The organism is Spirosoma utsteinense, assembly GCF_014282275.1.
Classification (GTDB): domain Bacteria; phylum Bacteroidota; class Bacteroidia; order Cytophagales; family Spirosomataceae; genus Spirosoma; species Spirosoma utsteinense.
The window spans coordinates 109,615-122,589 of record NZ_VFIA01000006.1 but is presented as its reverse complement, the minus strand read 5'-3'; the positions used below and the strand labels follow the sequence as shown (position 1 = coordinate 122,589).

9 protein-coding genes are annotated in these 12,975 nt (G+C 52.1%); 4 read left to right on the top strand and 5 right to left on the bottom strand.

Annotation, left to right across the window (positions count from 1 at the left end; all coding sequences use genetic code 11):
* Window positions 1-108 precede the first annotated feature (108 nt).
* Both FH603_RS06615 and lolA1 read left to right on the top strand, forming a co-directional pair.
* Entirely contained in the window at window positions 109-2,709 is a 2,601-nt protein-coding gene (locus FH603_RS06615; RefSeq protein ID WP_186736676.1) for an FtsK/SpoIIIE family DNA translocase, read from the top strand.
* A gap of 135 nt (window positions 2,710-2,844) precedes the next feature.
* The gene (gene lolA1 / locus FH603_RS06610) at window positions 2,845-3,486 is read left to right on the top strand and encodes an outer membrane lipoprotein periplasmic chaperone LolA1 (RefSeq protein ID WP_186736675.1); all 642 of its coding nucleotides are present in this window, start codon (window positions 2,845-2,847) and stop codon (window positions 3,484-3,486) included.
* Window positions 3,487-3,607: 121 nt separating this feature from the next.
* Here the strand turns inward: lolA1 and FH603_RS28530 are convergent, their stop codons facing one another.
* Together FH603_RS28530 and upp are read right to left on the bottom strand one after the other, a co-directional pair.
* Complete coding sequence (locus tag FH603_RS28530) at window positions 3,608-7,435, bottom strand: putative Ig domain-containing protein (RefSeq protein ID WP_186736674.1); 3,828 nt, start codon at window positions 7,433-7,435, stop codon at window positions 3,608-3,610.
* Between the two features lie 244 nt (window positions 7,436-7,679).
* A complete protein-coding gene (gene upp, locus FH603_RS06600) occupies window positions 7,680-8,327 on the bottom strand; it encodes a uracil phosphoribosyltransferase (protein ID WP_186736673.1) in 648 nt (215 codons plus the stop codon).
* Window positions 8,328-8,463: 136 nt separating this feature from the next.
* Here upp and FH603_RS06595 point away from each other — a divergent pair, with 136 nt between their 5' ends.
* Both FH603_RS06595 and lpcA read left to right on the top strand, forming a co-directional pair.
* Window positions 8,464-10,251, top strand: coding sequence for a hypothetical protein (locus FH603_RS06595; RefSeq protein WP_186736672.1), 1,788 nt, complete (start codon window positions 8,464-8,466; stop codon window positions 10,249-10,251).
* Between the two features lie 92 nt (window positions 10,252-10,343).
* Window positions 10,344-10,919 (top strand): D-sedoheptulose 7-phosphate isomerase, encoded by a 576-nt coding sequence (lpcA, locus tag FH603_RS06590; protein ID WP_186736671.1) that lies wholly within the window; start codon window positions 10,344-10,346, stop codon window positions 10,917-10,919.
* Window positions 10,920-11,007: 88 nt separating this feature from the next.
* Here lpcA and FH603_RS06585 read toward each other — a convergent pair whose 3' ends face one another.
* From FH603_RS06585 to FH603_RS06575, 3 genes are all read right to left on the bottom strand, one after another.
* A complete protein-coding gene (locus tag FH603_RS06585) occupies window positions 11,008-11,859 on the bottom strand; it encodes a TPM domain-containing protein (RefSeq protein ID WP_394366364.1) in 852 nt (283 codons plus the stop codon).
* A 7-nt stretch (window positions 11,860-11,866) separates the two neighbouring features.
* Window positions 11,867-12,298 (bottom strand): TPM domain-containing protein, encoded by a 432-nt coding sequence (locus tag FH603_RS06580; RefSeq protein ID WP_186736670.1) that lies wholly within the window; start codon window positions 12,296-12,298, stop codon window positions 11,867-11,869.
* A gap of 71 nt (window positions 12,299-12,369) precedes the next feature.
* Entirely contained in the window at window positions 12,370-12,951 is a 582-nt protein-coding gene (locus FH603_RS06575; protein ID WP_186736669.1) for a LemA family protein, read from the bottom strand.
* Window positions 12,952-12,975: the final 24 nt, after the last annotated feature.

Here is a 12,975-nt window from a genome sequence, read left to right as displayed (position 1 = left end):
CCCATAAAGACCGGATACTGGTGTTTATGGTAATTCCATGCGGTTGTGCGCGATTTTTCGTTAAAAAATGGGAAATTTACCACTGCCGCTACAGCCCGACATTTACGCATGGCCCAACCAACGACATCGCCCCGTCAGAATACCCTCCGCCGACCTACCGAACGTACCGATAACCGACCACCGCGGCCCAACCGCTCCGGTGCATCGGCGGGACGTATCCGAACGCCCTCACTGAACTGGGGGGCGGCTCTGGATCGCTGGTTAACCGATCAGCGATCCACGCTCACACTAGGGGTTTTGCTCATGCTGCTGGCCATCGGGTTGATGGTTGCCTTTGTGTCCTATCTTATCAACGGCGCAGCCGATCAGAGCGTAGTTGGGTCTGCGCTGTCGGAGCCACTGGCCGAGTCCGGCACCGAAGTACGCAACTGGCTTGGGCTGGTTGGCGCTGCGGTAGCGCAGGTGTTTGTGTTCCGGTGGTTCGGCATTGGGGCGCTTGCCCTGCCGGTGATCGTTTTCCTGGCAGGCTATAAACTCGCGTTCCGGCATGAACTGCTGCCTCTGAGCCGGGCAACAGCCACGTTGCTGTTTGTAGCGGTCTGGGTTAGCCTCCTGCTTGGCTACATCGTACTGGTGTCCAATTCAGCCGAAACCTCAAGCCTTTGGTGCGGGGGTATCGGCTACGAGGTCAACGTGGCTCTTTATAGCCTGTTCGGCTGGGGTAATCTGGCCCTTATCGGGTTTATGCTTTTTGCTTTTGTCGTCTACTACTTCAACGTGCGCACCCTGAAGCTGCCGACGATTTCACGGCCTGACCGAATCCGGACCGCCCCGCTTCGGGATGATACCTTACAGACCTACGAGGAGGGCGAACAGAACGAGGAGGATGAGGAAGATGACCTCTCTGCGGAAACGGTAGCCCAACCGGCTATGGCCTCCAATGGCTATAATGCGGTCATACCCCCACCGGTTCCGGCCCTAATTGAGGAGAAACAGGACGCCATCGATGAGCCCTTGCCACCCACCGTCCCTGCCGTAATTGCCCAGTCGACCGGTGTAACGCTTACTATTAAAAATCGCGATGTAGTCACTGACGATCTGGACGAAGAATCACCTGAACTCAGCGCCACACCCGCTCCTACCTTTGAACCGGACCCCTTCGAAGAAGATGATCTGGTGGCCCGGCATGGCCTGTACGACCCCACCCTCGACCTACCGCAGTACCAGTATCCCACCAACGACCTGCTGACCGAGTATCAGAACAACCGCAAAGCGCAGGTGTCGGACGATGAACTGACGGCGAACAAAATCAAAATTGAAAATACGCTGCGGAATTTCGGTATCGAGATCGACTCCATCCAGGCATCGATCGGACCGACTGTTACGCTATACGAGATCATACCCGCAAAAGGCGTTCGTATCTCTAAAATCAAGAGCCTTGAAGACGATATTGCTTTGAGCTTATCGGCCCTGGGCATTCGGATTATTGCGCCGATGCCGGGCATGGGTACTATCGGAATTGAGGTACCGAACAAGAACCGTGAAATGGTCTCCATGCGTTCGATGATCACGAGCGACGTGTTTAGCTCCAGTAAGTTCGATCTGCCAATCGTGCTGGGTAAAACCATCTCGAACGAAATCTATGTGGCCGATCTGGCCAAGATGCCTCACCTGCTCATGGCCGGTGCTACAGGACAGGGAAAATCGGTTGGTCTCAATGTATTGCTGACGTCGCTGATTTACAAGAAACACCCGTCGCAGCTAAAACTCGTGCTGGTCGACCCGAAGAAAGTGGAGCTTACCCTGTTCAACAAACTGGAGCGTCACTTTCTGGCCAAATTACCCGATGCCGAAGAACCCATCATTACCGATACCAAGAAAGTTGTCAATACCCTCAATTCGCTTTGTATCGAGATGGACAACCGGTACAATCTGCTCAAGGATGGCGGTTGCCGCAACCTGAAAGAATACAACGCCAAATTCGTAAAACGGCGGCTTAATCCCGAAAAGGGTCACCGTTTCCTGCCTTACATCGTCCTGATTATCGATGAGTTAGCCGATCTGATGATGACCGCCGGCAAGGAAGTTGAGCAGCCTATTGCCCGGTTAGCCCAGCTGGCCCGGGCTATTGGAATTCACCTGGTTGTGGCTACCCAGCGTCCCTCGGTCAACGTAATTACGGGTTTGATCAAAGCTAACTTCCCCGCACGTCTGTCGTTTAAAGTGACCTCCAAAATCGACTCCCGAACCATTCTGGACACAGGTGGTGCCGAGCAGCTGGTCGGTATGGGCGATATGCTTTTATCGTCAAACTCCGACATTATCCGGCTACAGTGCCCGTTTGTCGATACCAACGAAATCGAAGACCTCTGCGAATTTGTTGGCAATCAGCGTGGTTACGACGATGCATACGCGCTACCGGAATTTCTGGGCGATGAGGGGGGGCAAACCGACGAAAAGGACGTGGACCTGGACAACCGCGACCCTATGTTCGACGAAGCCGCCCGACTTATTGTCATTCACCAGCAGGGCAGTACCTCGCTTATTCAACGCAAACTCAAACTGGGCTACAACCGCGCCGGTCGTCTGGTCGACCAATTGGAAGCAGCCAAGATTGTTGGACAATTTGAGGGGAGTAAAGCCCGTGATGTCCTCGTTTCTGATTTGCAAACGCTGGAAGAAATGCTAAAGCGGCTTAAAGGAGAGTAGCCGCCACCGTGGGACCAATCCGTTGAGCAGGTAGCTTATTAAACTTTTTCCGTACAATTCTGGTCTAAGAATAAATAGAACAACTTTCAGTGTAGTTGTTCAGGCAACTTGAATTGACGAGTAATGCACATAAGAATGAAACCAACAGCCTGGCTGCTAAGCCTTACCCTTTTATTGACAATTCCCGCTTTTGCTCAAAAAGACAAGCGAGCCCAGGATATCCTGGATGCTATGAGCAAAAAATACAAATCGCTTAAATCCTATCAGGCTGCTTTCACCTATGCCAGCGTTGGAGCGGGTACGAAAGAGTCATACAAAGGCGATCTAACCGTAAAAAGTGAGAAATTCCGGTTGATCCTTGGTGGTCAGGAGGTATTCACCGATGGTAAAACGATGTCGACCTATATCAAGGAATCGAACGAGGTCAACGTTCAGGATTACGACAAAAATGAAACCAGTGAGTTAAATCCAACTCAGATCTACACGATCTATAAGCGAGGTTTCGACTACAAATTTTTAAAGGAACAGAAGCAGGGCGGCCGGGCAATGGAAGTCATCGAACTGACACCCAACCGTCAGAAAAGCCCAATCGCTACCGTTCAGATTTCGGTAGACAAGCTGGACAGGTCTGTTCGAAACTGGCTGATCATCAATAAAGATGGTAAACGCACCACCTACACCATTACGAAGTTTACCCCTAACGCGGCTATCTCAGACGCTTATTTCGCCTTCGATAAGAGCAAATATCCGGGTGTTGAAGTGGTCGACTTGCGGTAATTTCCATACAAACTATTGCTCATAAATAAAGCCTTGACCAATGCTGGTCAAGGCTTTATTTATGAGCAGTCAAAACGTCCCCGGGATTATCGTTTCAGGCGAGAACCCCGGGGGACAACGCTTAGTGTTTTATCACTTTCAGCACAACCATTTGACCGGCGGTACTTACCCGAAGCAAATACAAACCAGGCCGCTCCTGATTGAACCGAAGCCGCTCCTGATGATCGGCAGTTGTTACGTCTACCGATGTGTTCGTCAATGCACGACCACTAACGTCTGACAGTGTGATTCCAACTTTTTGCCCTTGAGCACCCTTGATTCCAATAGAGAACTCTTCGCCAACTGGATTAGGGTAAAGGGAAACCGTTAGCTTGGTTTGTAGTTCGCTAGCTCCCGATACACCCTGCCGGGCGGTGGCGTTGCAAGCCGTAAGCCAGTTATAGACGAAACTCGCTTCGCCCGCCGTGCCCGTTTGGGTGGCCTTCAGTATTACGCTCGGGTTGTCGGTATAGAGGGTGAGCGTGTAAGGGCCCGCAGCCATCGTTGGCGACAGCTCGTTAGTTACCGAGAAGCTGATAGGCTGACCCGTTAGTCCCGCGTACCGGGGTGTGAAGCTCACCGTCCGCTTGCCCGCTGAGAGGGGCGTACAGTTTACCGTCGTGACGCCCGTAATCGAGAAAGGACCACTTGGTGGGGGAGTTACCGGAGCCGAAATCACCGTCAGCATAAAGCTGGCACTGGCCGAGAGACTGCCCGGATCGGTAGCTTTGACGGTAACCGTACTGACACCCGTCAGGGAAGGCGTGCCGCTGATGGTGCGGCTAGCAGCGGTGAAGATCAGGCCCGCCGGCAGACCACTCACCGTATACGTCAGCGCATCACCGTTGGGATCACTGAAGGCCGGAACCACATAGGTGAAAGCCTGATTGACGACAGCCATCTGGTTAGCCGGTGCCGAGGCCACGGGAGGCAGGTTGACCGGTGGAGGAGTACCGGCATTGCAGGCTGCCAGCCAGTTATAGACGAAACTCGCTTCGCCCGCCGTACCTGTCTGGGTCGCCTTCAAGGTTACGCTCGGGTTATCAGTGTAGAGCGTGAGCGTGTAAGGACCCGCAGCCATCGTTGGCGACAACTCGTTACTTACCGAGAAGCTGATAGGCTGACCGCTCAGACCCGCGTACCGGGGCGTGAAGCTCACTTGCCGCTGACCCGCCGTGATCGTCACGCAGGTCACCGTTGTGACGCCCGTGATCGAGAAAGGACCACTCGGTGGGGGGGTTACCGGAGCCGGACTGATCGTTAGTTGGAAAGTTGTACTCGCCGAGAGACTGCCTGGATCGGTCGCTTTGACGCTCACCGTACTGACTCCACTCACCGAAGGCGTGCCGCTGATGACAGTACCGGCAAATGTCAAACCCGCAGGCAGGCCAGTTACCGTGTACGTCAGCGCCTGACCCTCAGGATCACTGAAGGTGTTAGCCGGAATAGTAAAGGTAAAACCCACACCCACCGTGCCCGACTTGGGCGCAATCACATTGGCCACCGTTGGCGCCGTGTTAGCTGGGGGCACCACCGGCGCTGCATTAATCGTAATCGTAAAGCTTGACGAAGCGGTACCGCCGTTGCCATCATTGGCCGTTACGGTCACGCCCACGGTACCCGATGCCGAAGGTGTACCTGAAATGGTACGACTGCCTGCCGTGAAGCTCAGCCCGTTGGCGGGCAGACCCGTCACCGAGTAGGTCAGCGTCTGACCAGCATTAGGATCAGTGAAGGCCGGAACCACATAGGTGAAAGCCGTACCTACGGTGGCTACCTGATTAGGGATGCCGCCTGCTGGTGGAGATGGGGGCACATTGACTGGCGGAGCCGGACTGATCGTTAGTTGGAAGGTTGTACTCGCCGAAAGACTGCCCGGATCGGTCGCTTTGACGCTCACCGTACTGACTCCACTCACCGAAGGCGTGCCGCTGATGACAGTACCGGCAAATGTCAAACCCGCAGGCAGGCCAGTTACTGTGTACGTCAGCGCCTGACCCTCAGGATCACTGAAGGTGTTAGCCGGAATGGTGAAAGTAAAACCCACACCCACCGTGCCCGACTTGGGCGCAATCACATTGGCCACCGTTGGCGCAGTGTTAGCAGGGGATATTGCCTGAAGTGCCCTATCGGCCTGGATGAAGCCATAACCCGTTCCAAAGTCGAACCCGGCATCGAAAGCGGGCGTAGACGGATCGTCCATATCCAATGCTGTACTTTTGAGCGTCGACAGGATCGTAGCCGGGGTAATGGCGGGCACTTTTTGCTTCATCAGCGCGGCTACAGCCGCAGCATGCGGGGCGGCTGCCGATGTACCAAAGAAGTTAGGCTTACCATTCGGCTCATAATCGCCACCGAAGAATGTATTATCCCCTCCATCCACGGACGTAATCTCAGGCTTTTGCCGGACGGTACCGACGATTCCATTAATCCGGTCGCCTGTAGTCGTGAAGAGTATGGGCGTACCACCAGCCGAGGAAAAATTCTCAATAGTGGCCGTTGCTGCTGCATTGAAAACAGGCGTACCAAAGTAAGGAGCGGCACCTACGCTAATAGCTTTAGCTGAGTTACTGTGCCCAAAGGAAGAACTGCTCTTGGTATCATATTCTGGTATGATCGTACGGCTTCCGAAGTTTACCCACTTGATCAGGCCTGGGTCAGGTCCTGCAAGTTTGACGATAACGACATTGACTAAACGGGGTGAACCTGTAGTATTGGTAATTGTACCCGTAACTTCCACCGGATCGCCACTACTCGACTGGTTAATTATACTACCCCCAAGTACAGCTCCGGTGGTTGCATCGAGAACAATAATATCCAGATCCGTTGTAGCTCCCGCACCACCGCTAACCGATTTAAATGGATTATCCCATTGAAAAGCCAGTCGAAGCTGGCCGCCCACTGGAATGGTGATTTGTTGCATATTATCGACCCCACCCGTACCAAAATCATGGGTTGGATATGCCGTACTTGTTCCATAAATACCCGGGTTGGCATATGTCCCACCACTTTTATACGCAGCCTGGTAGGAGGACCTTGCCTGATTTCCCGCAGCCGAGAAGTAGGCTGAGCCAGCGGCAACTACCTGATCGGCAGCCTGAGCAATGATACCATCCTGAAAAAACGGCTCGGCAAAATAAATAATGTCATCGACGATCACCTTACAACCAGCCGCTGCCAGATCAATGATACCCTGTGCAAAGCCTGCCTGCCCGTTGAATGCTGTATTGAAAGCAATGGCGGCCCCGGGCGCTACATCATGAACAATTTCGGCCATAGCCCGACCTTCATCGGAACCTCCCGACGCTAAATCTAAAAGAACCTGCACACCAGCAGCTGGCAGGTCATTTGAAGCTATTCCGGCTGCTGCTCCGCCTGAATTATTATACGAGTCAGAGATAACGCCTACTTTAACGCCAGCGCCCGTTACACTGTAGGTTGTCCGGGCCAGATCCGCTTTCAGTGCAGCATCCCCCTGCGAAGTAACTGAACCTGTATTGGTTTCGGGTTTGTAATAAGAGCGGGCAAAACCTAATGAAGATACGTTTTTCAGCTCCCCAAGTTTATCAATAGGCAAGTAGCCAAAGATCATTCGCTTGTGGGCAACCCCATCGGTTAACCCCAACGCCCTCAACTGGTTGAGCAGACCCGCGCCATCCTCGTTGTTGGCAACCGCTTCAATGGCTACCTTGTCACCAGCGAAAACCTGGTTTGTCTGTACCGAGAAACCGTTAATAACAGCCGGAGCCAGCTGGCCTCTGTTCGTCATGACCTGATAGAGGTCAGGACTGATCTTGGCCTCCTTCGATGCCTCTTTGATAGTCGATTGTGTCCAGCCTGTAATTGGCATACACAATACCATGAGCGCGACCAGCAGGAACGCGCTACATCTTCGTAATAGTTGTAACATGGGTGAATAGATTAGATAGTTTAAAGTAGATTTTCCTGAAGCGAACAACCCAAAAACAGTTGCGCTATAGTATAGATATGCCAATACTATCTCACGTTGGTCTCAGAGCATTGCGCGTCAGAATTCCAAATATGATGTAAAATCTACTCCCTTCAACGGTTACTTACCCGCTAATTTATTAACCGTATGATTCTGCCAATAATATCGTAAAAATCTGTATATCAATATATTACCTATAGGAAAGCTATACTTTTTGGCCATAGGCTAAATCACCAGCATCGCCCAGGCCCGGCACGATGTAGAAATGCTCATTGAGGTGATCATCGATAGCCCCCAGCCAGAGATGGCATTGTGGTAATTGTGTCTGTACATGATGAACACCCTCAGGACTGGCCAGCACAGCAGCGATGTGCGTTTGAGCCGGAATGCCGTATCGTAAGAGGGCGTGGTAAACTTTTTCGAGCGAACGGCCCGTTGCCAGCATAGGGTCGCATAGAATGAGCGTTTTGCCGCTCAGGTCCGGGCTAACGATGTAGTCCATTTCGATCTCAAAAGCATCGTCCCCCCCCGGTGTATACCCTCGATAAGCTCCCGCAAAGGCGTTTTCGGCCTGGTCGAAGTAGTTAGTGAACCCCTGATGAAAGGGAAGTCCTGCCCGTAGAATAGTAGCCAGAACAGGCTGTTGACGAAGCACTTGCGTATCAGCAACGCCAAGCGAGGTGTTTACCGACACGTTTTGGTAAGGTAAGGTGCGCGAGATTTCATAGGCCATCAGCTCACCAAGCCTTTCCAGATTCCGGCGAAATCGTAGCCGGTCCTTCTGAATAGATACATCGCGTAATTCGGCTACATATTGATTAGCCAGAGAGGGTTGTTGGGCAAAAACAAACATAAGGAGGGGGCTTCTTTACCTGTAAATTAGCCCTATGGTTGGCGTATATCCAAACCTATTTCCTAATTTAACCGACTGATACAGCACATTGAACCATTTGATACAGTTCACCAGAGCTGGACAGCCGGTAACTTACATGCGTAAATACGTTTACCTTTTCTGCTTTCTGCTTAGTTTGCTTACAGCTCAGGCGCAAAGCCCATTCGTGCCTCTCAACACTGACTACTACCACCTGATCGATCGGTTAGAGATACGACAGAATCGTTGGGCCAATGGGTTCCACAGTAGTGTGAAACCCTATAACCGACAGAGTATTATTGAGTTGACCGACAGTCTGGCCGCCAATCCGGGCCGTGATTTCTCCGATACCGACTACTTTAATTACGATTACCTGCGCGACGATAGCTGGGAATGGGTGTCCTCGGCCGCCGATTCCTTGCGTTCCGACCCCTTCCTGAAACATCTGCGCCCACTACCCGGACCAGGCGATAGCGAACGCCCGCTCCTGAAGGTTTTTTACCAGAAAAAAGCAGATTTCTATAGTCTCCGTACTCCAGATATCGATTTGCATGTCAACCCGGTTGTTTATGTTGGCATCGGACTCGAAAATGTGGCCCGCGAGGCAGGAACAGCCGCATCTGACAGGCAATCGTTATTTGTCAATACGCGTGGGCTGGAAGTCCGGGGTACAATTGGCCGCAAGCTGGGGTTTTACTCTTTCTTCTCCGATAATCAGGCTATTTATCCTGAATACATTCAAAATTATGGCCGTACCTACAGCCGCTCCAACGGGCTGGAGGGTTCGGCACCGGGCGAATCGTTTACCAAACGATATGGCGAGAATGGCGTGGATTTCCTCTCGGCACGGGGTTATATTACGTTCAATGCGCTGAAGGTCATCAATATTCAGTTCGGCCACGATCGTAATTTCTTCGGCAATGGTTTCCGTTCGCTGTTCTTGTCCGACAACAGCCCGTCCTCGCTGTTTATGAAATTTTCGACACGGCTGGGTAAACGTATCCAGTACACGAACCTTTATACCCAGCTACAGAATACCCAGGCACCCCTTAACACCGCCGAAGGGGAACGACTGATTCCGCCCAAGTTTGCTGCCATGCACCACTTGAGTATCAACGTTAACGATCACCTGAATTTCGGTGTATTTGAAGCCGAGGTGTTTAGCCGTGACCGTGTAGACCTGAGCTACCTCAACCCGGTAATTCTGTACCGGTATGTTGAGTCGAGCCGGGGCAGCGCCGACAATGCCATGATCGGCCTGGATGTCAAGGGGAACTTCCTGTCGCACTTCCTGGTCTACAGCCAGCTCATGCTCGATGAATTTTTGTTGAAGAACCTGAAGGCTGGAAAAGGAGACTGGACGAACAAATTTGCCTGGCAGATCGGTGCCAAATACATCGACGCCTTTAATGTTCCCAACCTTGACTTGCAGGTTGAGATGAACCTGGCTCGCCCGTTTACCTACTCACACGAGAAATCGGCTACGGTGAGCGCAGGCCAGACAAACTACGCCAACTATAGCCAGCCATTGGCCCACCCGCTGGGCGCTAACTTTGTAGAAATGCTGGGCATCGTACGCTATCAGCAGAAGAAGCTATCGGCCAATGGTATTTTTGGAATAATGACTTATGGTGCTGACCCGCCTGGTTTGAATTACGGCGGCAACATTCTGCTCGATTACCGGTCCCGCTTCCGGAATGAGGGCAATTTCATTGGTCAGGGTCGCAAGAATATTATTACCTACGTTGACCTGCGCGGTTCTTACATGGTCAGGCACAATATTTTTCTTGAAGCCCGATATCTCTACCGCCATCAGGACAGCCAGTCGCGGGAAGACACCTACACCAACCAGGTTGCCAGCCTGGCGCTTCGCTGGAACCTCCCCTACCGAAACTGGGTGTTCTAACCTGCTCTACAGCGTAGAAGTCACGAGTCGTCAGTAAGTTTGCGGCAGATAGTGCTGCCAGCACTACGACAACATCACCGAATTAAGAGAAAATGCTCGATATAATCCGCCATGAACTGACCGAAGCCCAATCGGTATTAGAGACGTTCCTGAGTCGCCCCGAACACCTTACAGCCATCGAACAGGCGGCTCAGCTCATGGCCGACGCCCTTATAAAAGGTCGCAAGATCATTTCGTGCGGCAACGGTGGTTCCCACTGCGACGCCATGCACTTTGCCGAAGAGCTATCCGGCCGTTACCGTGATGACCGCCGTTCCTTAGCGGCCATTGCTATTTCAGACTCCAGTCACCTTACCTGTGTAGGTAATGACTATGGCTATGATGCTATCTTTTCGCGGTTCATCGAAGGGTTAGGCAACGAAGGGGATGTATTAATGGGTATCAGCACGAGTGGCAACTCTGCCAATATCATCCGGGCCGTTGAAGCCGCCAGACAACGGGGTATGCGCGTTATTTTACTTACAGGGAAAGATGGTGGCAAACTGGCGGGCCAGGCCGACGTGGAGATCCGTGTGCCTCATTTTGGCTATGCCGACCGCATTCAGGAGATTCATATAAAAGTGATTCACCTGTTTATTTTATTGATTGAAAAACTGGTCATTCAATAATTTGCTCTATATGAGAAAAGGGGTTCGATAAGCTGGCCTGTTCAACGGCAGCTTATCGAACCCCTTTTTTGATTAGTAAGGCTGGTTGCTAGTAGTCTCCCCCGGCACCGCCCCCGCCAAAGCTACCTCCACCGAAGCCGCCAAAACCTCCTCCACCGCCACTACCGCCCCCAAATCCTCCCCCGCCAGAGTTACCCCAGCCCGAGAAGGTTGATGTTGGAAAGAAGATCGGAGGAAAGAATCCGCCACCCCGGTTCCGGTTGCTGCCGCCCCCACCACCCCGATTCCGGCGGATGATGATGAAAATGACGACCATTATAATAATCAGAATCAGAAAGAAAGAACCTCCACCTTCACCGCTATCCGCCTTGGGATCACTTTTATACTCGCCACTGGCGCGCTGAAACAGTTCGGTTGTAGCTGCATCCAGGCCCTGGTAATACTGCTGCTGCCGGAAGGCGGGCGTTATTTGGTTAGTGATGATTCGTTTGGCAATGGCATCGGGAATGGCTCCCTCCAGGCCGTAGCCAACAGAAATGTATACTTTACGGGTTTGGGTAGCCCAGGCGATGACAATCCCGTTGTTTTTGCCCTGTTGACCAACACCCCACTTCCGGCCTACCTGAAAAGCAAAGTCACCAATGGGATACGGCTCTGTCGTTTTAACAATGACGATCGTTACCTGCGACGAGGTGGAGTCATTATATGTCCGGAGTTTCTGTTCCAGCTGGGCCCGCTCATTGCTGCTCAGTATACCCACGAAATCGTTGACCAACCGGGGCGGGCTGGGCTTATCCGGAATGGCTGCATCGGCACTTGTACCGGTTTCGGTAGCCGGCTCTTGCTGCGCCTGTACGTTAGTCGACAACGCCAGTAGAAACACCAGCATAGCCAGCCGGATCGTTCGGACAGCCTTAATAAAGAAAGTAGGTACGTTCACAGAAGTGTCATTCAATCGAAATATCGTCGGTGAGTTCGTTGGTATCGGTAACGCCGTCATACGGAAAATACCGCCGTAGCTGTTGTCCGGCCTGCTCAATTCCCTGACTTAACCCTTCGGCATAATCACCCCTGGCAAAGTAGGTCCGTAGCAGGTCTTTTGTACTTTCCCAGAAACCAGGGGGCACTTTGGCGTCAATTCCCTTATCGCCCAATACAGCAAACTTACGGTCGACATGGGCCAGATAGAAAAGTACCCCGTTTTGGGCCTTTGTCTGATGCATACCCAGGCGGGCAAATACGTCAATGGCTCGCTGTACAGGATCTACTGACGGGCAGTTTGGCTCGACATGCACCCGAATTTCACCCGATGTGGCCTTTTCAGCCTGTCGAATGGCTTCTACAATGCGCTCTTGCTGATCAGGCGTGAAGGGAGACATAAGTTACTTATGAATGATGAACGATGAATGATTAGTGCAGGAATGCATTCATCGTTCATCGTTCACCGGTATTAAAATTGTACCGTTGGAGCGTTCTGGGCAGCTTTCGACGCTTCAAATAAACCTTTCCGTGCGAAACCAAAGATACCTGCGAAGATATTGTTCGGGAACGACCGAACCGATTGGTTATAGCTGGTAGCTACGCCGTTGAAATCGTTACGGGCTACCGTGATGCGGTTTTCTGTACCTTCCAGCTGCGCCTGTAGTTCAGAGAAATTCTGCGTGGCGCGCAATTGCGGGTAGCTCTCGGCTACCGCCAGCAGGCGCGACAGTGAGCCACTCAACTGATCCTGAGCAGCCTGAAACTTCTGAATATTTTCGGGAGTCAGCTGATCGGCATTCAGGTTGATACCTGTGGCGTTGGCCCGCGCTTGAATCACAGCCGTAAGCGTACTTTTCTCGAAATTAGCTGCACCCTGTACTGTCCGGACAAGGTTAGGAATCAGGTCGGCGCGACGCTGGTACTGCGTTTGCACATTGGCCCATGAGTTTTCAACTTTTGTGTCTTTTTCGACGAGGCCGTTATAGGAACTACAGCCGTACATACCCAGCGCAATAGCGATTACGACTACGATAATTAAGGTTCTTGACATGGTTTGTTCAGATAGAAAGAATTG

Bases quoted from the DNA above. Each gene is read 5' to 3' on its own strand.
- FH603_RS06615 (WP_186736676.1), top strand. From the start codon at position 109: ATGGCCCAACCAACGACATCGCCCCGTCAGAATACCCTCCGCCGACCT.
- lolA1 (WP_186736675.1), top strand. From the start codon at position 2,845: ATGAAACCAACAGCCTGGCTGCTAAGCCTTACCCTTTTATTGACAATT.
- FH603_RS28530 (WP_186736674.1), bottom strand. From the start codon at position 7,435: ATGTTACAACTATTACGAAGATGTAGCGCGTTCCTGCTGGTCGCGCTC.
- upp (WP_186736673.1), bottom strand. From the start codon at position 8,327: ATGTTTGTTTTTGCCCAACAACCCTCTCTGGCTAATCAATATGTAGCC.
- FH603_RS06595 (WP_186736672.1), top strand. From the start codon at position 8,464: ATGCGTAAATACGTTTACCTTTTCTGCTTTCTGCTTAGTTTGCTTACA.
- lpcA (WP_186736671.1), top strand. From the start codon at position 10,344: ATGCTCGATATAATCCGCCATGAACTGACCGAAGCCCAATCGGTATTA.
- FH603_RS06580 (WP_186736670.1), bottom strand. From the start codon at position 12,298: ATGTCTCCCTTCACGCCTGATCAGCAAGAGCGCATTGTAGAAGCCATT.
- FH603_RS06575 (WP_186736669.1), bottom strand. From the start codon at position 12,951: ATGTCAAGAACCTTAATTATCGTAGTCGTAATCGCTATTGCGCTGGGT.